Origin of the sequence: Thermoactinomyces mirandus, assembly GCF_013868055.1 — a bacterium.
Lineage (GTDB): Bacteria > Bacillota > Bacilli > Thermoactinomycetales > Thermoactinomycetaceae > Thermoactinomyces > Thermoactinomyces mirandus.
This window is the reverse complement of sequence record NZ_JACEOL010000066.1, coordinates 22535-44273: the sequence shown is the minus strand read 5'-3', so window position 1 is coordinate 44273 and position 21739 is coordinate 22535. Positions and strand designations below refer to the sequence as shown.

The window sequence follows — 21739 nt, the reverse complement described above, 5'->3', positions numbered from 1 at the left end:
AATAGGTATAATTGACCCTATCTAAGGAGAGGTGGCTAATTTGGAGTACGCTCAGTTTGATTCAAGGATGATCGGGAACATTCGTGTTCATGTCTGTACCAGTGAAAAATTCAAGACAACGACGTTGATGGCGTTTTTTCAGCAGGAGTTGGCGCCGGAGATGGTTACGAAAACCGCTCTGCTGCCGAGTGTATTGCAGAGGGGAACTGCTTCCGTGCCAACAACCATTTCCTTTAAAAGGAAGCTGGATGATCTGTTTGGAGCAGTGTTGTACGGGGATGTATTCAAGCGGGGCGAACGGCATATCATGCAATTTGCGATGGAAATTGCCAATGAACAGTATTTGAAGGAAGCGCCAAAACTGTTGGCAGAGGGGATTCAGTTTCTAAGTGAAGTCCTGTTAAAACCCGTATTGGAAAAGAAGGCATTTAAAGCTGCATATGTTGAAGCGGAAAAGAAAAACCTGAAGCAAAAAATAGAGAGTCTGAAAGATGATAAAATCCGTTATGCCTCTTTCCGCATGATTGAAGCAATGTGTAAGGGAGAACCCTTTGCCTTGTTTAATCACGGAAGGATTGAAGATCTGGCAAAAATTGATGCGGAAAACTTGTATACATACTATCAGGACGTATTATCCACATGTCCGATTGATTTTTATTGTGTGGGAAACGTTACTGTTGATGAAGTGATGGAACTGCTGGAGAAACAGTTCGGCGGGGTTGCCAAAGCGGCGAGAAAGACGATTCAGGTGGCACCCGTACATCATCCGGTTTCCGAGGAGCGTGTTGTTATTGAACGGATGAATGTAAAGCAGGGGAAATTGAATATCGGCTGCCGGACACAAACATCGGTCCAGGATGAAGATTACCCGGCTTTGTTGATGTTCAACGGAATACTGGGCGGTTTCCCTCATTCCAAGTTATTCCGCAATGTGCGTGAAAAAGCCAGTCTGGCCTATTATTGTTCTTCTCGCCTGGAAAGCCATAAAGGATTGCTGGTTATCCAGTCCGGCATTGAAATTTCCAATTATGAACAGGCTGTCAATATTATCAGGGAACAGCTGGAGAATCTGCGGCAAGGGAAAATAGAAGAGCAGGAATTGAAGCAGACAAAAGCAACCCTGTCCAACCAGTTACGTTCGCAAATGGATCGTTCCTATGAAATGATTTTTTATCATTACCAATCTGTTTTAAGCGGCATGCAGCGTCCGCTGGAAGAGTTACTGGAGCAAATTAATCAGGTCCGAATAGAAGAGGTACAAAAAATGGCTGAAAAGGTACAACTGGATACCATTTATTTTTTGCGGAACCGGGGAGGAAACGAAGATGCAAAAAGTTGATTTTGATCAGGTTCAGGAATCCCTGTATTTTGAAGAACTTCCCAACGGGCTGAGTGTCTATGTTTTGCCGAAAAAGGGATTTTTTAAAACCTACGCGACATTTACCACGAAATACGGATCGATCGACAATGGGTTCCAGGTTCCTGGAAAAGAAAAGCATCAGGTTCCAGACGGGATTGCCCACTTCCTGGAACATAAAATGTTTGAACAGTCTTCCGGTGAGGATGTCTTTCAGGAGTTTTCTAGACAAGGTGCTTCAGCCAATGCATTCACCAGTTTTACACGCACCGCCTATCTGTTTTCCTGTACCGGACAGGTGGAACAAAACCTGACGACGTTGCTCGATTTTGTGCAGTCTCCTTATTTTACGGAACAGAATGTGGAAAAGGAAAAAGGGATTATTGGTCAGGAAATACGAATGTATGATGACAATCCTGATTGGCGTGTCTATTTTGGATTGTTTGAAGCCATGTATCAACAGCATCCGGTCAGGATCGACATTGCGGGGACAACTGAATCCATTGCGGAGATTACCAGGGATTTGCTGTATACCTGTTACGAGACTTTCTATCATCCCGGCAATATGGTTCTGTTTGTGGTTGGACCTGTAGATCCGGCGCAAATCATCAATCTTGTCAGGGAAAATCAGGCTGGAAAATCCTTTCCCGTGCAAACCGAGATCAAGCGCTTCTTTCCCGACGAACCGGAGCAGGCCGGGGATAAACTGAAAGAAATTGAGGTAAGTGTCGGGATTTCCAAATGTATGTTTGGTTTTAAAGAAACGAAAAACCGTGTTCATGTTACCGGTGATGAACTGTTAAAGCAGGAAATGGCAACGCAAATCGTGCTCGATGCCCTGCTTGGTTCTTCTTCGGAATTGTACCAGTCTCTTTATGATGATGGTTTGATTGATGACAGTTTTGGGGTAAGTTATACATTGGACCGTGGATTTGGATTATCGATGATGGGCGGAGATACCGAAGATCCGGACCGTCTGCTTGAGCGTATCAAACAGGAATTACCGCGTCTGATTGAACGGGGGCTTGATCCGGACACCTTTGAGCGGATTCGCAAGAAGAAAATCGGAGCCAACCTTCGTTATTTGAATTCACCCGAATGGATTGCCAACCAATTTACGGGTTACCGTTTTAATGATGCTGATCTGTTCAATCTCGTTCCGGTTCTGGAGTCGCTTTCCCTGGACGATGTAAACCGGCGGATGCGGGAACATATGCGGTGGGAAAGATTTGCGGTTTCCATCGTGCGGCCGGCAAAAGATTAAGGAAAATGCTTGAATTTTATTGTAAAGCGTGTGAGTTGCCTTGAATATCAGATGTTTATCAGTTGGAAGCGCCCTTCATACAAGGGCGCTTTTTGAAAGGAAGGAAAATCATGACGGTCCTGGAAGGAAAAACGGCACTGATTACTGGCGGTAGCGGCGGGATTGGCGGGGCGGTCTGCATTCAGCTCGCTGAAACCGGCGCTTCAGTAGCGATAGGTTATCATACAAACATGGCTCAGGCCGAACAAACGGTTAAACAATGTAAAAGCTTGGGCGTTAATGCCTGTCGGGTCTATTTGGATCTGGGGAAACGTTTATCCGTGGAGCAGGCTTACCGGGAAGTTTCCATGTATTTGTCCCCGCCGGAAATTGTGGTGCATGCAGCAGGAACGACGAAATGGGGATTAATTCAGGATTTTACAGATGATGATTATAATGAGCTGATGGATGTTCATGTACGAGGAGCATTTTATCTGGCCCAAACTGCATTGCCCCAAATGATTCGTAAAAAAAACGGACGGATGGTTTTCATCTCATCTATCTGGGGGCAAACGGGCGGAGCAGGGGAAGTATTGTATTCAGCTGCAAAAGGAGCACAGATCAGTATGGCCAAGGCATTGGCCAAGGAGGTCGCCTTGAGCGGAATTACCGTAAATGTGGTTGCGCCTGGAGCGATTGAAACCGATTTGCTGGACCGGCAATTGTCCCGGCCGGAAAAAGAACAACTGGCCGGAGAAATTCCCGTGGGGAGGCTGGGCCGGGCCCGGGATGTGGCATCACTGGTCCAATACCTGTGTTTGCCGCAATCATCTTACATTACCGGACAGGTCTTTGCGGTTAATGGCGGATGGTATACATAAAATGAAAGATTTCGATTCATATTAGAAGTAGAATGACGCATCAGTAAAAGGAGGAAAAAAGGATGTCAGTTCTCGACAATTTTCAGGATTGGAAAGAATTTTTGCATTCTCGAGTAGACCAGGCGCACAAGCTGGGGATGAATGATCAGGATATTTCGAAGCTGGCTTACGAGTTGGGCGATTACCTGGCAAAAGATGTTGATCCGCAGAATACTCAAGAGCGTCTTTTAAAAGATCTCTGGAGTGTGGCAGACGAAAATGAACAACGCACGATTGCAAACCTGATGGTAAAAATGGTTAATGATGGAAACAGATAAAAACTTTTATTGTATTAAAACACCCATAAACTGGGTGTTTTAATTTTTGGAGAGATTTATTTCTTTGGTCAAAAACTTTCTCGGATCTTTGCGGATATGCTATACTAATTAACATATCAACACTGGATTGAGGCGTTTTCCGGTAGGAAAGGGTGTGTGGTCATGGAGCACCAGGAGTGGTATTTGGAATATCAGATTCATAAGAATCGCCCTGGACTGCTGGGTGATATTGCTTCACTGCTGGGCATGCTGTCGATCAATATCATTACAATCAATGGAGTCGAAAACGATCGCCGCGGCATGCTGCTTCGGACAGATGATAACGGAAAAATCGGATCTTTAAAACAAATTTTGACAAGAGTGAATAATATCACCATCACGGCGTTGCGCCCCCCTACATTGATGGATCGGATGGCTGTCCGGCACGGCCGTTACCTTGAACAGCATACAGAAGATGAGCGAACCTATCGTTTTACCAGGGAAGAACTGGGCCTTCTTGTTGATTTTATGGCCCATCTGTTCAGTAAAAAAGGTTCTCAATTGATCGGTGTCAGAGGAATGCCGAGGGTGGGGAAAACCGAATCGGTCGTAGCTGCCAGTGTGTGCGCCAATAAACGATGGACATTTGTTTCGTCAACTTTGCTGAAACAGACAATAAGAAGCCAGTTGGCACAAGATGAACTTACCGAAGAAAACGTGTATATTATTGATGGGATTGTCTCTACACTTCGGGCAACCGAGCGTCATGATATGCTTGTACGGGAGATATTGTGCATGAATGCCCCCAAAGTGATCGAACATCCGGATGTATTTGTTCAGGAAACAGAGTACACATTGGATGATTTTGATTATATTATTGAACTGCGAAATCATCCGGAAGAAGTTATTTCCTATGAAGTACTGAAAGACGATGAAGGTTTTTTAATTTGATGTGATCTGTATATAAGGGAGTGATCGAAGTGGCGGGGATCGGAGATTATTTAAAACAAGTGAGACAGCAGCGGGGGTACTCACTTGAAGAAATGAACCGTCTTACAAATATTCACACCAAATATTTGTATTTGCTGGAAAATGACCGGTTTGATTTACTGCCCAGTCCTTTTTATGCCAAGGCTTTTTTGCGAACTTATGCCAAAAGTTTGGGAATCGACGCGAAACCATTGCTGGATCATCTGGATAAATTGTTAAAAAACAAAATGCCTTCCCGCAAGCCGGTTCGGAATACCGTAACTTCCCCACAAATATTGCCAAGATACAATAAAAATTTCTTGCCCACCAGTCCCAGAGGGAAATTGCCCGAGGGTTCGGTAACCGGGAAAGCGTCTTATCCAGGAGACGAGAGGCAGACGACAGGCCAAAATCACTATAGAAACCAAAGTGCAGGCACAAGACATAACCGAATGAACATGCCCATGACAGATACGCAAAGAATACCTGTAATGCCTAATTCAGGCATGAATCCAAATACAAATCCAAACATGAATAACATGAATCCAAATACAAATCCGAATATCCGGCAAAACCTGCAACCACCTTATATGGCTCCCAAAAATGTTTCGCCCACAACCGGGCCACAGCATGAGGTTCCCCAGTCAACCATGTCTTTTCCCCCGCTTGAAGCGACACAACAACATCTGCTGACTCCGCGCAGTGTTGCTATGGCAGCAAAAGAACTGCAGAACAAAGGAAAAAAAGTAACTTTGAGAAAGAAAAGGTACAAAATCATTGCCATTGCCGTTGGTGCTCTGTTGTTGTTGGGCGGAGGATTTTACTATTTTTTTATGGATCATGACAAGGCCTCGCAATCAACGAACAACAATACCGCAACAACCGATATCTACAGTGGAGCATCCTTTGAAAATGTAAATGCCGAATCGAAAAAAACACCTGCTTTGGTGGAAGGAGAAGCTTCTACAGATCCCAAAGTTGGACAAACATACCTGATTAGAAATGTCGATAAACTGGAAGTGGTGTTAAAAGGCCGAAGCGGAACATCTACACTGCTATACGCCCCTACCCCAAATGATAAACCAAAAGAATTAACGTTAAAGGAAAGGCAAACAGTGACGCTGGATACAGCTGGGAAAAATTACATCTGGTTTCGGTTAGGCACACCATCCAATGTAGAGATTCTTGTAAATGGCCAACAAATTAATACTGATGCACAAGATGCTGAAAAAAGTTATATTGTAAAAGTTGAATAAAAAGTGAAGTAGTTAGGGAGGGTATGTCGTTGTCCGTGGAAATCGGGAGGAGACTCAGAAATGCCCGGGAGGCACGCGGTCTGACTTTGCATGACATAGAAAGGCGTACCAGAATCTCAAGAAGAGATTTAATCGCTATTGAGCAGGGAAGGTTCGATTTTCATGCCAACCCTGTTTATGTCAGGTCGTACATTCGTGCGTATGCCAATGCAGTGGGGGAAAATCCGCAATTAATTTTAAACCAATTGCATAAAAAGCAGGAAACGGTACAGCGGATCAGGAGGTCTGATCAGAATGCCCGGCAATTTCTGCCGACAGCTTCCAACAATATGGAGCGGACGGCGCCGCCTCGCCGTCTGGCAAACCGCCACGAACGGCCTTATCATTCCGGACGGGAGCACACGGCAGATGGAGCGTCATCATACGGGCCTAGAGGAACCCGCAGCCAGCATCTCCGTTCTGCCAGGGAACCCATGAGGTTCTCCGAAACAACTGCTGTAGAAGAAAAAAGAACAAAGCGTTTATCGCGTCGCGAAGAATCTTACAGCCGCCGGAGCAGACGGCGAGGTACGAAAAAGTCGGTATTTGAAAAAGTTTACACATGGTTTTTGCTGATCGGGGCCATTTTGCTGGTTATCGCATCGATTTGGTTTATATGGTTCAGAATGGTAAATGCTTGATAGGGCCATTTGGCTATTTTCGGTTTCCCAAACCGGGAAACCGGGCAGAAATATTTGAATATAAGGAAATTTTCATAAATTTATTTTTGTTGATTAAATTACGCATTTTTAAAAAAAGATTAAATTTGTCTTACTCCGTATAGTTAAGCAAAAGGGCTTTTTGACACATTTCTAAGACCATGGTATGCTTGAAACGAATTGATGATTCCTGACATACGCCGTCAAAATCAGTGTGTTTCTGTATATGAATAGAAATAACCTGGAAAGATCAATAATTGTTGATTTTTGTTTGATTTGATATAAATAAAAAAATAGATTTTGTTCTTGTGAAAGAGTATGATTGAAAACAGTGATTCGTTTAGTGCCTGTGAGAATGACTCAACCTATAAAAAGTGCTGTTTCCAGTGTAACAAACAGCAAATACAATCGGAAGCTTTATAATTTCATTGGTTGCTGAGCAGCATGTCTTTTGTTGTCAAAAGCGTATTGTTCAAACAGCCTTTCAGGAGGTGGCTGGGGTGTCTGTCGAAATTGGATCATATCTTCGACAAGCCCGAGAAGCAATTGGACTGTCCCTCGAACAATTACAAGAAAAAACGAAAATTCAAAAATCGTTTTTAATTGCGATTGAAAATGGCGAGTTTGATAAATTACCAAGCCCTTTTTATGTTCGGACGTACCTGCGTTCTTATGCTAATTGCGTAAAAGTTGAACCACATCATATATTGCGGCAATACCGAAAGATGGAACAGGCTGAAAGATTGACCGGGGTACATAAAGCAGTAACACCAAATGATTTGCAACAGACTCAGGGATTGCCCCCGCTGGGAAAATGGCAGCAGACTGGAAAAATGCCTGTGGTTAATAGTAACAATCCAACACAAAATACGGTGCGTATGAAAACTTTGCCGACACAGAATAGTTCGCCGCATCGGTTTAATACACAAACATTGCCAACCCAAAATACTTCGCCGCATCGGATTAACACACAGACAGCATTAACTGCAGCCAAAAAGAATCCGAACCGGACAAATGAACGGGCACAAACGCGCCGTGATCTGGGATATCAGCGAACAACCGGAATCAATCAGAGAGACCCGTCTTTGACAGCCAGTGAAACCACAACTGGATACACAAGCAATTCCAGAAAATTTATAGCGGCAAGAAAGGAATTGTATCCTACTGCTGCATCGAGGACAAGGCAAACAGGTTATCATCAGCAGGTCAAAGCACAGTCCGGCTATCAGCAAGGACAAACAACATCACCGAATCAAAGATTGATGTCAAATACCGGGCCGGTATCCCGTGCTTCCGGGTCTTTCAAAAAAGTGGACCTGAACAAAGCCCCGCTGCCTTCTGTTTCGCCTGATGAACTGGATAAAAGTTCGGGAGAAGTGCGTCATCAACGTTTAAGCAGAATGAATCGTCTTGGTCGGAGTGCGTCAAGGAGCCGGAGAGGCGCAAAAAAATCTCTGTCCAAGTTTTCATTCAAAAGTCCGGTGGCAATGGCTGTGGCCGGCTTGTTGTTATGTATTCCTTTAGGCTGGACGATCATGTCATTTACCGGAGATGATGTTCAACCTGATCCCGCTCCCAAACGGCAGGAAAAAGAATCAACAGAGCCCCCTGTGATTGCACCAGACAAAAAAGGGGAATTGCAATTGGCACAACAGGATGTGAATGTTGTTCATTATCGGTTGGAGGGAACAGATCAGATAGTGGTAATGGTTCATGCCGCGGGCGGAAAGTCACGTGTTGAACTCAGCACGGCATTGCCTTCAGATGGTGGAACTCCGATTGAGGACGTGACTTTGCCACATGGACAAAAGTGGAGTTATCAGTATACGTATAGTGGAAATTCCGATTTCTATATCGGGCTGTCTGCTCCGGAAGATTCAATTGTCTATATAAATGGACAAGTGGTGAAATCGGCCCGTTATGTCCATATTCGGAAGATGGATTAACCTTAATAGGAATCGGAACGAGAGCAAGTGTTTATTGCACTTGCTTTTTTGACGTACTTTTGCTTCTGGGCTATACTGTAAAAGTTAGAAAACAGACTGGATACACCATCAATGGGGGGGGACATGTGGATGTCCAAGCCTTTTGAGGAATTAAAACGCGCCAGAAATGAGAAGCGAATGAGTTTGGTACAAGTGGCGGAAATGACCGGAATTGATACGGAATATCTCGCTGCATTGGAAAACGCTGAATTTTCCCTGCTTCCTGATCCCCTGTATGTAAGAGGATTTATCCGGAGGTATGCAAAAACGGTTGGAGTGAATGCAAAACCAATTTTGGACGCTTATAGAGAATGGGAACAAGAAGTCAATTTTATTGAAGAAACAAACCAGCAAGTTTCCCTTCCATCCCGAAGCAGCCGTTACCAGAAAAACCGGAAAGCCGGTTGGAAGAGTCCTGGTTCAGCTATTGAGAAATTTAAAACATTAAACGTGAAGAAAAAAAGGATACTGGTTTCTTCTGCAGTTTTTCTGATACTTGCTGCAAGCGCCGTCATTTGGCTGATTATTGATAAAGTTTATTCTGGTGCCGAGACGGTTCAGCTTAATCAGTCTTCATCCTCAGCACCTGATTCATCCTCAGCGGCCATGGTAAAAAAGCGGCCAGTGGTAAGGCTGGCTCAACCGGCCGAGAAAAGTGATTATGGCGATGTATACAGCATAGAAAACGCTGACAAGGTTGAAGTAAGGATTTCAGCTGTGAAGTTGGCCGAAATCCAGGTTCGTTCCGGTGGGCCGACAGGAGAGAAAATAGCTGAAAAAACATTGCGGGCCAAGAAAACTGAAATGTTTTCCGATCCCAAATGGCTTTCCCTGCGTGTGGATCATCCGGATCACGTAAAAATATATGTTAATGGAGTACTGATAGATACGTCAAAACAAAAAGAGGTTTCATTGTATCAATTGAAAATAAAAGAAAAATAAATGCAGAATAAAGTATAGTCAGCGGAGAGAATCCTCTTTTCTCTCTGCTTTTTTTTGACATGCCTAAGAACCATGGTTTATACTTACGGAAGAATTAAACAAGAAAGTTCTCGTCAATATTATGTAATGACACTTAAATATTTATAAAAAAACGAACCGGTTTTGTTTACATTTCATGTAAAAAATCTGTGGATGTGTTTTTAATATGGAAAATGGTCATTGCCAGGGAGGTAGGATGGGATGAACCTGGCCAATAAAATTACATTGGCACGAATTTTTCTCGTTCCCGTCGTCATGATTTTCTTGCTTTTCCAATTTGATATTGGAGAGATACAGATGGGAGCAGTAAAATTGACCACGGGCGAATTGATTGCTACGTTCATATTTGTGTTAGCGGCCTTAACTGACGGGGTGGATGGTTACATAGCAAGAAGAAAGAAAATGGTTACAAATTTGGGGAAATTTCTCGATCCACTGGCTGATAAATTACTGGTTACCGCCGCCTTGATCTCTTTGGTAGAGATGCAGCGCCTGGAAGCATGGATTGCGATTGTGATCATCAGCCGCGAATTTGCGGTAACAGGGCTCAGGACAATAGCTGTTGCTGAGGGTCATGTAATTGCAGCAAGCCCTTTGGGAAAACTGAAAACGTTCATACAGATTATAGCAATTGTGTCATTGATGCTCAATAATTTTCCGTTTTCTTCCATTCAGTTTCCGTTTTCTATGATTGCAACCTGGCTGGCTGTGATCATAACCATTCTTTCGGGATTGGATTATTTTTATAAAAACCGTAAAATCGTTACATTTGGCAATTCGTAGTAAGTCGGATGTGTTATTTGCAAAGAAGGGAAAGATAAAATGCAGTCGGAAATTATTACGGTAGGCTCTGAACTGTTATCAGGAGAAACCGTTGACCTACATTCCTCGTATTTGTCCCGGGAACTTCATTCACTGGGAATCGATGTTTGCCTTCACACTTCCGTGGGTGACGATGCAAGCCGTTTGCATGAAGTTCTTTCTGTGGCGCATACCCGGTCTGAGTTGATCCTGCTCGCGGGGGGACTTGGTCCGACAATGGATGACCTGACCAAGGAGATTGTATCAGAAGTAACGGGAGCAGAACTGGTACAGGACCCGAAGGCTGTACATCATCTCAAACAGTATTTCAAAGGTCGAATGGAAGCTATTCCGGCGAATAATTTCAAGCAAACGTATGTTTTTTCCGGTGGCTTTGTTTTTTATAACAAAAATGGAACTGCTCCCGGGCTGGCTGTTCAGGTGGATGGGATCACCTATATCCTGCTTCCGGGGCCTCCGCGGGAATTGGTTCCCATGTTTGAAGAACAGGTACGCCCCTTCCTGATCCGGGAAGTCATCTCTGACAAGAAGCAGGTCATTCTTGCAAAATCACTTTCTTTCTTTGGGATCGGCGAGTCACTGTTGGAGGAAAAGATTAAAGATTTGATCCAGCAACATGAAAATCCCCTTATGGCGACCTATGCCAAAGAGATTGGGGTTGTGGTCAGAATGACAGCATGGGCGAAGTCAGAAGCGGAAGCGAACCGGCTGATTGATGACCTGAAGAGGAATGTTTTGGACCGGATTGGTGAATATTGTTACAGTGAGAAAGATGAATCGCTGGAAGAAGTGGTTGTTTCTGAATTGCTGAACAAAGGGAAAACCGTCTCAGTGATAGAAAGCTGTACGGGAGGATTGCTGGCTCATCTGTTGACATCAATTCCGGGAAGCAGCCAGGCTTTCTATGGCGGTTTGGTCACCTATACCAATAAAGCCAAGGAAAATATCGCTTCTGTTCCAGCCTCCTGCTTGAGAGAACATGGTGCGGTCAGTTCAGCAACTGCCGAAATTATGACAGAAAATACAATGAAGCTTTTTGATACTGATTTTGCTGTTGGAATAACCGGTGTGGCTGGTCCTGCCGAAGCTGAGGAGAAGAAAGTTGGCACCGTTTATATTGGTTTGGCTGAATCCGGGAAACCGGTGCGGGTTTACCAGTTCCAGTTGAAAGGTTCCCGCAGGCGCATTCAGCTGATGGCTGCGAAGTATGCCTGTTTTCTTCTTCAGCAATGTTTAAAGAAAGGTGAAACAACAAGATGAATCGTTTTGATCAGTTTCAATTAAGTGATGTTATTTTAAAAGGGATTTATCAAATCGGGTTTGAGGAGCCTTCTCCCATTCAATCTGAGTGCATTCCTGCCGTGCTTCGCGGAGAGGATGTAATTGGACAGGCACAAACGGGGACAGGAAAGACGGCTGCATTCGGGATTCCTATTTTGGAGAGGATTGATCTGAATGAGCGGTCCATTCAGAGCATCATCATGACTCCAACCCGTGAACTGGCCATTCAGGTATCAGAAGAGTTGCGGAAAATAGGGCGTCCTAAAAGAGTAAAGACTTTGCCGATTTATGGAGGACAGTCGATTGGCCGGCAGATAAAAGCACTGCAACAGGGAGTACATGTTGTCATTGGCACCCCGGGGCGTCTCTTGGATCATTTAAGGCGCGGAACGATTGATGCGTCCCATGTAGAAGTAATGGTGCTGGATGAAGCAGACGAAATGCTGGACATGGGTTTTATTGACGATATTGAGCAGGTGTTCAGTTTTGTACCGAAGCAGCGTCAGTTGTTGCTTTTTTCGGCTACGATGCCGCCCAGCATTCGCCAGTTGGCTCAGAAATATATGCACAAGCCAAAATATATCACCGTTAACCGGGGTGAAATAACGGTACCGGTGATCCGCCAGATTTATTACCGGGTGCTGGACAGTTACAAAGTCGATGCCCTTTGCCGGATTCTTGACAGTGAAGAGGTGGATTTGGCCATCATTTTCTGCCGCACCAAAAAAGGTGTGGATGAATTGTCTGACTCTTTGCAAGGGAGAGGATATCTGGCAGGGGGGTTGCACGGGGATCTGGCCCAACAGCAACGGGACCGGGTAATGCAGGCATTCCGCAACGGAGAAATTGAACTCCTGGTCGCAACAGATGTGGCAGCACGCGGAATTGATGTGGGCAGCGTTTCACACGTGATTAACTACGACATTCCCCAGGACGTGGAAAGCTACGTCCACCGGATCGGAAGAACAGGAAGGGCAGGCCGCAAAGGAGTGGCTCTGACTCTTGTAACCCCGAGAGAAATGAAACAGCTGCGTACCATTGAACAGGAAACCGGGGCAAAGCTGATTGCCAGTGATTTGCCTACTCTGGAGGAAGTGGCAGCGAAACAGCAGGAAAGCTGGATGGCCCAGATCGAAAATGTGATCCAGTCTGAACTGGACATGAGTCTGTTTGAGGAAATGATCGGTGAACTGGGCAAGAAATTTTCACTTGAAAAGGTAACGGCAGCCTCGCTCTATCTCGCCTTTTCGGACCGGTTTGTCAAAAATATTGATATGACTTATAACTTTGGTGAAACAGGCGCTTCGCCGGGCATGGTTCGCTTTTTCATCAACGTCGGGCGAAATGCCAATTTGCGCCCGCAGGAACTGGCAAAAGCGATTTCCGAAAATGCGGGGATTGGTTTGAGGCAAGTCGGGAAAATCAACATTTATGACCGGTTTTCTTTTGTGGAAGTTCCGGAAGACGTGGCTCCTTTTGTCTATGAAGCCTTGCATCAGTCAAAAATCAACGGATCCCGTGTCAATATGGAACCGGCACGTCCCCGAAACCGTTCGTGAAGATGGCATCCAACAAATCAGGACGGTATGGGAAAAAAACTCTTGTCATGTGGAAAGCCCACATGGCAAGAGTTTTTTCAGTCAGTCAAATATACCCAGGGCAATCTTGGCGTAACGGGACATCCGGCTTTTGTCCCACGGCGGATTCCAGACGATATCCACATCGACCTGGTTGATTCCGTCAATGTCCTGGAGGGCTCTTACAACCTGCTGCTGGATTACTCCTGCCAGGGGACAGCCCATGGCGGTCAGTGTCATGGTGATCTTCACATCGCCGTCATCGTTGATGTCTATTCCATATATTAAACCCAAATTAACGATATCAATATTTAATTCAGGGTCGATTACTTCTTCCAGTTGTTCCAGAATCTGTTCCTTGAGTTTTTCTTTATCCAAAATCTTTCACTCCTTTTTTCCGACTGATTTAAAAATACCACATTTTTTCACATGATACCAGAAACTGCTGAAAAAGAATCGAATAAATGTTCGTAAATGATCTTGGCAGGAAAACGAAAACACGTTATGATGATGATATGGATTAATGGGAAAGAGGAGGAACAACCATGTCAGATCGTCGACAGGCGTTAGAAATGGCATTGAGACAGATAGAAAAGCAATTTGGCAAAGGTTCGATCATGAAAATGGGCGAAGATAGCACACGTCAGGTAGAAACGGTTTCCAGCGGGGCGCTTGCTCTGGATATTGCATTGGGAGTGGGCGGTTATCCACGGGGGAGGATTATTGAAGTGTACGGGCCGGAATCCTCCGGGAAAACCACTGTTGCTTTACACGCCATTGCAGAAGTGCAAAAAATCGGGGGGCAAGCTGCCTTTATTGATGCAGAACACGCACTTGATCCGGTATATGCAAGCAAGCTTGGGGTAAATATTTCCGAGCTGTTATTGTCCCAGCCCGATACGGGAGAGCAGGCTCTGGAAATTGCAGAAGCACTCGTACGCAGCGGTGCGGTAGATATTATTGTGATCGATTCGGTGGCAGCCCTTGTGCCGAAAGCTGAAATTGAAGGAGAAATGGGAGACTCGCATGTCGGTTTGCAGGCCCGTTTGATGTCCCAGGCGCTGCGCAAGCTTTCCGGAGCCATTAACAAATCAAAGACAATTGCCATCTTCATCAACCAGATCCGGGAAAAAGTCGGTGTCATGTTTGGTAATCCCGAAACGACTCCTGGCGGCCGTGCGTTGAAGTTTTATTCCAGTGTCCGTCTGGAAGTGCGCCGGGCAGAAACGATCAAGCAGGGAAGTGACATGGTGGGGAACCGCACCAGAATTAAAGTGGTGAAAAATAAAGTGGCCCCTCCCTTTAAACAGGCTGATGTCGATATCATGTTTGGCGAAGGAATTTCCAGGGAAGGCAGTGTTCTTGACATTGCTTCCGACTTGGATATCGTCAATAAAAGCGGGGCATGGTACTCCTTCGAGGGGGACCGTTTGGGGCAAGGCCGCGAAAATGCAAAACAGTTCCTTAAAGAACATCCCGATCTATGCTTGAAAATAGAAAACCTGATTCGGTCCCACCATGGTTTGCCAACGATTCAGGTTGAGGAAAAGGCATCGGAACCGGAACCGGTGGAAGAGAAAAGCAAAAAGAAATCCAGAAGAAAAAGCAAAGAGAACAAGGTGGAAACGCCCTCCCTTGATCTGTCCTGATCATTGAAAAGAGCGGATGAGTCAAGTGAAAGAAAGAAAGATTACCCAAATTGAAAAACCGTCTTCCCGTACAAAGCGGTATAATGTTTATGTAGACGGAGAGTGTCTTCTCTCTGTCCATGAAGATGTGCTGGTGAAGTACCGGCTTCACAAAGGTATGGAAATTGATGAGAAGGAGATCCACGCTTTACTTGAGGCGGAAGAATACAACAAGGCGAAACAGGTTGCTTTGCGTTACTTATCTTACAGCCCCCGAACAGTTCAGGAACTGAAGAGTTACTTAAACCGGAAAGGTTATGATGGCGGGAATACGGAACGCGTCATCCATGAGCTGGAAAAACTGGGGTTTTTAAATGACCTGGAATACGCGAAAGCCTGGGTGGAGGAACGAAAGCGGCACAAGGGGTATGGGAAAAAACGCTTGCGGCAAGAGCTGCTGAAAAAAGGAATTGCTCTATTGATTGTCGATGGGATATTGGCAGATATGGATGATGACGAGCAGCGCCGGTTGGCAATATCAATTGCTGAAAGGCGCTATTCTCGTATATGTGGCGAGCCGTGGCCCAAAATTGAGCGGCGGTTGGGAAACTATCTGGTGCGGCAAGGTTATTCCATGTCCATTGTTTATGAGGTGTTGCATCTTTTTCGGATTCGTTATGAGGAAGAAAAGGGGAATGAATGAGCAATGAAAATACTGTATATGACGGATACGCACATCCGTGGAACGTCTCCACGAAGCCGTACCGATGATTTTGAAAAGGCGATCCGGGAAAAAATTGAAGAAGTGATCGGGATCGCAAGAAGTGAGGAAGTAGACCTGGTATTGCACGGAGGAGACTTGTTTGACCGGCCCAATCTCTCGCCGGCGATTGTAAGGAAGTTTGCCCGGATTTTTCGGAACCTGCCTGTTCCTTTACTCGGTATTGCCGGAAATCATGATATATATGGACACAATCCTGCAACCATCGATCGGACCATGCTGGGGCTTCTGGACGCGTTTGGAGCGATCCGCCTGATTCATGAAGGAGAGCGTATCAAATGGGAAAAGGATGGAGTGACTGTGCAAATAAGCGGGCAGCCGTTCCATTATGATTTGGATAAGAGAGATCCCCAGATGGATTATTGTGTACAAAATGAGAGCAATGCGGACTATTGCATACATATGGTTCATGGAATGTTGGTAGATCGCGCTTTTTCGGACAGTGTGCCACATACCGTAGTGTATGATGTCTGGTGCGACTCTGTGGATATTTTGCTGACGGGGCACTATCATGCCGGTTTCCCGTTACAGTATCGAAATGGGAAATATATTGTAAATCCGGGAGCGTTGGCGCGTATTAATAACCATCGGTCAGAAATAAAAAGAATGCCTCAGGTTGCTTTGCTCGAACTCTCCAAAGACGGAATTGATGTCCGGTTGATTCCCCTTCAATGTGCAAAACCGGGAGAGGAAATTCTGGATCGCTCTTATATTGAACAGGAAGCGTTTCGACAGGAAAAGCTGGCTGAATTCGTACAAATCGTCGATTCATCAACAAATTTTCAAACGATGAATATCAGGGACATTATCAATGAAATTGCCCAATTACATCAAATCGAGGAAAAAGTGACGCTTGAGGCGTTGAGAAGAATTGCTGTTGAACAAGAGGCGGGAGAGGAGAGCATACATTGAATGGCTTTAAGAAACTGGTGATTGACAACTTTCAGTCTCATAAACATACAGAAATTGAGTTGACGGATGGGCTGAATGTTTTTGTCGGTCCCTCCGACAGTGGGAAAAGTGCAATTTTGCGCGCCTTGAAGTGGGTTCTGTTTAATATTCCGCGCGGAACCGATTTTATCCGTACGGGGACCAGGGAGTGCAGAGTTTGCCTGATTTTGAATGATGGTACGGAAGTTACGCGAATTCGCAGCAGTTCAGTCAACCGGTATGTTCTTCGTACAGCGGACGGAAATGAACAGATTTTTGAAGGGTTCGGCAATACAGTTCCTGAAGAAATCACAAGACTGCATCAGATTGTTCCGGTTCGGCTGGACCAAAAAGAATTGATTTTGCATTTCGGGTCCCAGTTGGAAAGCCCCTTTTTGCTTTTTGAATCAAATCAGAATAAGGCCAAGACCATTGGTCGGATCAGTGGTGCACATCTGATTGACAATGCTTTAAAGAAAACGAGCAGTGACCGGCTTGCCCTTGGCGGAGAAATAAAACAGCTGGAAAAAGAAAGGGCAAAATTGGAAGGAAAACTGAAACCATATGATAACCTCGAGGAATTGGAAACCAGTTATCTCATTGCTGAACAGGCATTTCATGAAGTGCAACAAAAAGAGCAACTCAAAGAACATCTGAAAAAAGTGCTGAAATACCTGGAGAAGATTTGCCGGGAAAAAAAATTGCTTTTGGAGAAGATTGCCTCGTTTGAGCATTTGCCGCAATCGGAACAGGAAGTATTGCATCTGGAGTACAAAAAAACCCTCCTTCACCAATTTGAACGTTTTCGCGATCGATGGCAGCAGCTTCAGCAGGAAAAACAGCTTAAACAGGATCTTGTCAAAAGGTGCAGGCATCTTCCCGAAGCTGAAAAAAGCCTGGCTGCCCTGGTGGAAAACAAGAATCGACTGCTGCAATTCATACAGCTGAAAAAACAGTGGAGGATCAACAAAAACAAGATTACCCAGCTTTATCAAGTGTTGGTCAGGTTAAAACAGGTTCCTGAAGCAGTAGAAGAATATGAACGGATTGAGGAAAAAGCGGACCGTCTGAGGGTAATTCAACCTTTGGTGCGCAGAAGGGAACAAAATATCAGGGCTTTGAACAACTGGCGTGGAATTGAAAAGAAAAGCCAGCAAACATTAAAGGTTCTGGAGGAAATTGTGCCGAAACTTACGGAGAAGGTATCCTGCATGCAGAAACTGGTCAGCCTGCAAACAATGCTGCTTGACAAAACGAGGCGAATCGAGACAGGAAGAAACTTTATCAAAGAGAGAGAGCAGGAAATTTACCGATATGCCAAGGAATTGTATCATCTGTTAAAGCAAAGGGGCAAATGTCCGACATGCGGGATGCCGATCAGTCATTCGGTGTTGGAACACATCATGGAAGAATATCAAGGAGGAATGTTCCGTGCAGCAGCTGGAAGAGAAGATCAAGCAGATTAAATCGCAAATTGAAAAAGCTAAAAACGATTACGCCATTGCCAAAGCGCGGCTGGAAGATTTGGAGAAGCAGGAGGAAGACATTCTGAAGGAAGTCAGGGAATTGGGTGTGGAACCGGAAGACTTGCAGGCCGAGATTGAGCGGCTGCAAAAGGAAATAGAAGAGGGACTGGAAAGAGCGTGGAGTTATTTGCCGCAGGAGTTGAGAAGGTGAGATGAAACCGGAATCATCAATAGATGAATTAAGGAAAGCCTTGAATGAAGCCAGGACCGAATTGGTCAGGCGCAAGGCGGAAAAGGAAATCCATCTCAATCAGTTGCATGATACGGTGGATAGATTGAAGTCCTGTGAAGAAACAAGGGAACTTTTGGACCGGGTTCGACTGTTGTTCCAATTGTCTGTGGATCATGCACGGAAGCAGGCAAAGCAGCAACTTGAAACATTGGTAACCAATGCCTTGAAATATGTGTTCGGCTCATCGATCCGGTTTGAAATTGAGTTGTCGGATCACGGAGGGAATCCGACAGCCGAGTTTTATGTCGTGTCGGAATGGGAAGGTCAGGAAGTGAAAAACCGTCCTCAGGACGCCCGTGGTGGCGGAGTGGTGGATATTGTGTCACTGGCGCTCCGGATTGCCTTGATGGAAACCATAAAACCCCGTATACAAGGGCCAATTATCCTGGATGAACCCGGAAAACATGTAAGTGAAGATTATATTGTCCCCATGGTTGAGTTTTTGAAATCCGTGGGGGAAATATTTGGCAGGCAAATTATCCTTGTCACGCACAATACGCATTTGACGGAGTCCGCTGATTGTGCCTACTTTGTGCGACTGGCTTCCGGAAAGTCAGAAGTGGAACTTAGCCGTAATCTTGACAATAATACTTTATAAATAATACAATTTAAGTGTATCTTTGCCTTTTTATGGTTGAAAGATACCTTCTGATGAACGTAAGTTTGGAATTGATAACCTAAAGGATTTGAAAAATGTTCGCTGGTTTTCCAGCCTTGAACCTGGTATAGCAAAACATGATGAGGACGAGAAGACCGAGTTCATCGGTCTTATTTTGTAAATAGAAAAAGAGGAGGTGAGCGATGAACGATGGTGTTTGATGGATATGACATCATTCTGATGTTTGCCTCTCTCAGCATCGGAATCGGTGCAGGTTACTGGATTCGCAAAATTACAGCAGAAGCCCGGATTGGCAGTGCAGAGAAAGCAGCAGCTGAAATTTTGGAAAAAGGAAGCAAAGAAGCTGAAGCGATCAAGAAGGAAAAAATCTTTGAAGCCAGGGATGAAGCACATCGATTGCGTACTGAAGCGGAAAAGGAGATCCGCGAACAGAGGAATGAATTGCAATGGATTGAACGTCGCTTAAACCAGAAAGAGGAAACTTTGGAACGGAAACAGTTTAATGTGGAATCCCGCGAGGAAGAGTTGGCAAAACGCGAGAAATACATTGAGCAACGCCAACGGGATATCGATCAGCTATACCAGGACCAAACCAAAGAAATGGAACGGATTTCTGGACTTACAACAGAAGAAGCACGTCAGTTGATACTGGCTAAAGTTGAAAATGAAATGAAGCACGAGACTGCCCAAATCATGAAGGAGATGGAACAGCAAGCGATTGAAGAGGGCGATCGGCGTGCGAGAAAAATTCTGTCTTTAGCTATTCAACGTTGTGCAGCGGATCACGTCGCCGAAACGACCGTATCCGTGGTAAATTTGCCGAATGATGAAATGAAAGGTCGCATCATTGGCCGGGAAGGTCGGAATATCCGGACACTTGAAACGTTGACAGGAATAGACCTCATCATTGATGATACACCTGAAGCGGTGATTTTATCTGGTTTTGATCCAATACGTCGGGAAGTGGCTCGTGTTGCTTTGGAAAAGCTGGTCGCAGATGGAAGAATTCATCCGGCAAGGATTGAGGAAATGATTGAAAAGTCGCGTCGGGATGTGGATGAACGCATCCGTGAATATGGTGAGCTGGCAACCTTTGAAACAGGAGTTCACGGGTTGCATCCGGACCTGATAAAAATTATTGGCCGGTTAAAATTCCGCACCAGTTATGGGCAGAATGTATTGAAGCATTCCATGGAGGTGGCTCATCTCGCAGGATTGCTTGCAGCGGAACTGGGAGAAGATATCCATTTGGCTAAACGGGCCGGCTTGCTTCATGACATCGGAAAAGCGATCGATCACGAAATAGAGGGTTCCCATGTGGATATTGGTGTTGAATTGGCCAAAAAATACAAGGAACACCCAGTTGTGATTAACAGCATTGCTTCCCATCATGGAGATTGTGAAGCAACGAGTGTTATCGCCGTATTGGTAAGGGCAGCAGATGCATTGTCAGCAGCGCGTCCAGGCGCTCGACGTGAAACTTTGGAAGCATATATCAAGCGCCTGGAGAAATTGGAAGAGATTTGCGATTCGTTTGATGGGGTGGAAAAATCGTATGCAATCCAGGCTGGACGTGAGTGTCGGATTATCGTGAAACCGGATGAAGTGGATGATGCAGAGGCCGTTCGCTTGTCACGGGAAATCACGAAACAGATTGAAAGTCAACTGGATTATCCCGGTCACATCAAGGTAACGGTGATCCGGGAAACAAGATCGGTTGAATATGCGAAATAAAGTGGCCTTGCGGCCGCTTTATTTTTTCTAGCAATAAGCATGGAGTTGGAGGATATACAATTTTATGAGAATTTTAATGATTGGTGATATCGTAGGACAAGTAGGCCGTAAAGCGGTTGCAACTTATCTGCCAAAATTGAATCAAATGTTTTCCCCGGATGCGATTGTGGCCAATGGTGAGAATGCAGCAAGCAATGGCCGGGGGGTTCAGCGGGAAGTTGTACGGGAACTGATGGATTTGGGAATTCAATGCATTACACTGGGAAATCATGCTTGGGCACAGTCTGAGATTTTTGACTTTATCGATGAGGAACCCAACTTGATCCGTCCGGCCAATTTTCCGGCTGGCACACCAGGAAAAGGATATACCCTGTTGAATCTGCAAAGCGGAAAACTGGCCGTGGTCAACCTGATGGGGAGAACGTACATGGGAACTTTGGATTGTCCTTTTCGCAAAATGAATGAGATTTTGGAACAAATTCCAGGATCTCCTTATATATTGGTTGATTTTCATGCGGAAACCACTTCAGAGAAACAGGCGTTGGCATATTTCCTGGATGGAAGTGTATCAGCGATCATTGGAACCCATACCCATGTTCAGACCGCCGATGAGCGGATTTTGCCAAAGGGAACAGGTTACCTGACGGATGTAGGCATGGTCGGCCCGTATGACAGCGTTATCGGAATGGAAAAAAGTGCAGTGGTCAAGCGTTTTATTACACAAATGCCAATACGTTTTTCAGTTGCCAAAGGTAGAGAACAATTTAATGCCGTATTGATTGATTTGGACAAGCAGACCAAGAAAACCACGAAATTAACCAGAATTCGCATTGATGAAGAACATCCGCTTATCGGTTGATATAAAATAAATTTATTTATGATTTTTTACCCCTATCTATGTAAATTGGAAGGAATTTTTACTTGCGAGTCGAATAGGATATTA

Annotated in this window: 21 protein-coding genes; 20 read left to right on the top strand and 1 reads right to left on the bottom strand. The window is 45.0% G+C overall.

Annotation, left to right across the window (positions count from 1 at the left end):
- Positions 1-31 precede the first annotated feature (31 nt).
- The 12 genes from yfmF to H2C83_RS16110 all read left to right on the top strand — a co-directional run bounded on the left by yfmF (position 32) and on the right by H2C83_RS16110 (position 13328).
- Positions 32-1339 (top strand): EF-P 5-aminopentanol modification-associated protein YfmF, encoded by a 1308-nt coding sequence (yfmF, locus tag H2C83_RS16165; protein WP_312853946.1) that lies wholly within the window; start codon positions 32-34, stop codon positions 1337-1339.
- Positions 1326-2621, top strand: coding sequence for an EF-P 5-aminopentanol modification-associated protein YfmH (gene yfmH / locus H2C83_RS16160; RefSeq protein ID WP_181742215.1), 1296 nt, complete (start codon positions 1326-1328; stop codon positions 2619-2621). Before yfmF ends, yfmH begins: the two co-directional genes overlap by 14 nt.
- 110 nt (positions 2622-2731) lie before the next feature.
- The gene (ymfI, locus tag H2C83_RS16155) at positions 2732-3481 is read left to right on the top strand and encodes an elongation factor P 5-aminopentanone reductase (RefSeq protein ID WP_181742214.1); all 750 of its coding nucleotides are present in this window, start codon (positions 2732-2734) and stop codon (positions 3479-3481) included.
- 62 nt (positions 3482-3543) lie between these two features.
- Positions 3544-3798, top strand: coding sequence for a DUF3243 domain-containing protein (locus tag H2C83_RS16150; RefSeq protein WP_181742213.1), 255 nt, complete (start codon positions 3544-3546; stop codon positions 3796-3798).
- A 162-nt stretch (positions 3799-3960) separates the two neighbouring features.
- Positions 3961-4728 (top strand): DUF3388 domain-containing protein, encoded by a 768-nt coding sequence (locus H2C83_RS16145; protein WP_181742212.1) that lies wholly within the window; start codon positions 3961-3963, stop codon positions 4726-4728.
- Positions 4729-4757: 29 nt separating this feature from the next.
- Entirely contained in the window at positions 4758-6002 is a 1245-nt protein-coding gene (locus tag H2C83_RS16140; RefSeq protein WP_181742211.1) for a helix-turn-helix domain-containing protein, read from the top strand.
- Positions 6003-6037: 35 nt separating this feature from the next.
- The gene (locus H2C83_RS16135; protein WP_312853947.1) at positions 6038-6682 is read left to right on the top strand and encodes a helix-turn-helix domain-containing protein; all 645 of its coding nucleotides are present in this window, start codon (positions 6038-6040) and stop codon (positions 6680-6682) included.
- Positions 6683-7200: 518 nt separating this feature from the next.
- On the top strand, positions 7201-8646 hold the full coding sequence (locus H2C83_RS16130) for a helix-turn-helix domain-containing protein (protein ID WP_181742209.1): 1446 nt from the start codon (positions 7201-7203) through the stop codon (positions 8644-8646).
- A 129-nt stretch (positions 8647-8775) separates the two neighbouring features.
- Positions 8776-9627 (top strand): helix-turn-helix domain-containing protein, encoded by an 852-nt coding sequence (locus H2C83_RS16125; protein WP_181742208.1) that lies wholly within the window; start codon positions 8776-8778, stop codon positions 9625-9627.
- 240 nt (positions 9628-9867) lie between these two features.
- A complete protein-coding gene (pgsA, locus tag H2C83_RS16120) occupies positions 9868-10449 on the top strand; it encodes a CDP-diacylglycerol--glycerol-3-phosphate 3-phosphatidyltransferase (RefSeq protein WP_181742207.1) in 582 nt (193 codons plus the stop codon).
- A gap of 39 nt (positions 10450-10488) precedes the next feature.
- A complete protein-coding gene (locus H2C83_RS16115) occupies positions 10489-11748 on the top strand; it encodes a competence/damage-inducible protein A (protein WP_181742206.1) in 1260 nt (419 codons plus the stop codon).
- Positions 11745-13328, top strand: a complete 1584-nt coding sequence (locus H2C83_RS16110; RefSeq protein WP_181742205.1) for a DEAD/DEAH box helicase — start codon at positions 11745-11747, stop codon at positions 13326-13328. The genes H2C83_RS16115 and H2C83_RS16110 overlap by 4 nt, the downstream gene beginning before the upstream one ends.
- 81 nt (positions 13329-13409) lie before the next feature.
- Here H2C83_RS16110 and H2C83_RS16105 read toward each other — a convergent pair whose 3' ends face one another.
- Positions 13410-13727 carry a metal-sulfur cluster assembly factor gene (locus H2C83_RS16105; protein WP_376766373.1) on the bottom strand — a complete coding sequence of 106 codons (318 nt, stop codon included), beginning with the start codon at positions 13725-13727 and terminating at the stop codon, positions 13410-13412.
- 164 nt (positions 13728-13891) lie between these two features.
- Between H2C83_RS16105 and recA the strand changes: the two genes are divergently transcribed.
- The 8 genes from recA (at position 13892) to H2C83_RS16065 (ending at position 21655) form a co-directional block, all read left to right on the top strand.
- Positions 13892-14995 (top strand): recombinase RecA, encoded by a 1104-nt coding sequence (gene recA, locus H2C83_RS16100; protein WP_181742203.1) that lies wholly within the window; start codon positions 13892-13894, stop codon positions 14993-14995.
- A 16-nt stretch (positions 14996-15011) separates the two neighbouring features.
- Entirely contained in the window at positions 15012-15677 is a 666-nt protein-coding gene (locus H2C83_RS16095; RefSeq protein ID WP_181742202.1) for a RecX family transcriptional regulator, read from the top strand.
- Between the two features lie 3 nt (positions 15678-15680).
- Positions 15681-16667 (top strand): metallophosphoesterase family protein, encoded by a 987-nt coding sequence (locus H2C83_RS16090; RefSeq protein ID WP_181742201.1) that lies wholly within the window; start codon positions 15681-15683, stop codon positions 16665-16667.
- Positions 16664-18151, top strand: a complete 1488-nt coding sequence (locus tag H2C83_RS16085) for an AAA family ATPase (RefSeq protein ID WP_181742200.1) — start codon at positions 16664-16666, stop codon at positions 18149-18151. Before H2C83_RS16090 ends, H2C83_RS16085 begins: the two co-directional genes overlap by 4 nt.
- Complete coding sequence (locus tag H2C83_RS16080; RefSeq protein WP_181742199.1) at positions 18117-18362, top strand: hypothetical protein; 246 nt, start codon at positions 18117-18119, stop codon at positions 18360-18362. The genes H2C83_RS16085 and H2C83_RS16080 overlap by 35 nt, the downstream gene beginning before the upstream one ends.
- A gap of 1 nt (position 18363) precedes the next feature.
- The gene (locus H2C83_RS16075; protein ID WP_181742198.1) at positions 18364-19041 is read left to right on the top strand and encodes an ATP-binding protein; all 678 of its coding nucleotides are present in this window, start codon (positions 18364-18366) and stop codon (positions 19039-19041) included.
- A gap of 210 nt (positions 19042-19251) precedes the next feature.
- Positions 19252-20796 (top strand): ribonuclease Y, encoded by a 1545-nt coding sequence (gene rny, locus H2C83_RS16070; protein ID WP_181742197.1) that lies wholly within the window; start codon positions 19252-19254, stop codon positions 20794-20796.
- A 64-nt stretch (positions 20797-20860) separates the two neighbouring features.
- Entirely contained in the window at positions 20861-21655 is a 795-nt protein-coding gene (locus H2C83_RS16065) for a TIGR00282 family metallophosphoesterase (RefSeq protein WP_181742196.1), read from the top strand.
- Positions 21656-21739: the final 84 nt, after the last annotated feature.

What these genes read in the sequence shown, in the direction of transcription:
- H2C83_RS16125 (WP_181742208.1), top strand. Translation starts at nt 8,776, where the DNA reads ATGTCCAAGCCTTTTGAGGAATTAAAACGCGCCAGAAATGAGAAGCGA.
- H2C83_RS16115 (WP_181742206.1), top strand. Translation starts at nt 10,489, where the DNA reads ATGCAGTCGGAAATTATTACGGTAGGCTCTGAACTGTTATCAGGAGAA.
- H2C83_RS16150 (WP_181742213.1), top strand. Translation starts at nt 3,544, where the DNA reads ATGTCAGTTCTCGACAATTTTCAGGATTGGAAAGAATTTTTGCATTCT.
- yfmH (WP_181742215.1), top strand. Translation starts at nt 1,326, where the DNA reads ATGCAAAAAGTTGATTTTGATCAGGTTCAGGAATCCCTGTATTTTGAA.
- H2C83_RS16075 (WP_181742198.1), top strand. Translation starts at nt 18,364, where the DNA reads ATGAAACCGGAATCATCAATAGATGAATTAAGGAAAGCCTTGAATGAA.
- H2C83_RS16065 (WP_181742196.1), top strand. Translation starts at nt 20,861, where the DNA reads ATGAGAATTTTAATGATTGGTGATATCGTAGGACAAGTAGGCCGTAAA.
- rny (WP_181742197.1), top strand. Translation starts at nt 19,252, where the DNA reads ATGGTGTTTGATGGATATGACATCATTCTGATGTTTGCCTCTCTCAGC.
- H2C83_RS16145 (WP_181742212.1), top strand. Translation starts at nt 3,961, where the DNA reads ATGGAGCACCAGGAGTGGTATTTGGAATATCAGATTCATAAGAATCGC.
- pgsA (WP_181742207.1), top strand. Translation starts at nt 9,868, where the DNA reads ATGAACCTGGCCAATAAAATTACATTGGCACGAATTTTTCTCGTTCCC.
- H2C83_RS16095 (WP_181742202.1), top strand. Translation starts at nt 15,012, where the DNA reads ATGAGTCAAGTGAAAGAAAGAAAGATTACCCAAATTGAAAAACCGTCT.
- H2C83_RS16110 (WP_181742205.1), top strand. Translation starts at nt 11,745, where the DNA reads ATGAATCGTTTTGATCAGTTTCAATTAAGTGATGTTATTTTAAAAGGG.
- ymfI (WP_181742214.1), top strand. Translation starts at nt 2,732, where the DNA reads ATGACGGTCCTGGAAGGAAAAACGGCACTGATTACTGGCGGTAGCGGC.
- H2C83_RS16090 (WP_181742201.1), top strand. Translation starts at nt 15,681, where the DNA reads ATGAAAATACTGTATATGACGGATACGCACATCCGTGGAACGTCTCCA.
- recA (WP_181742203.1), top strand. Translation starts at nt 13,892, where the DNA reads ATGTCAGATCGTCGACAGGCGTTAGAAATGGCATTGAGACAGATAGAA.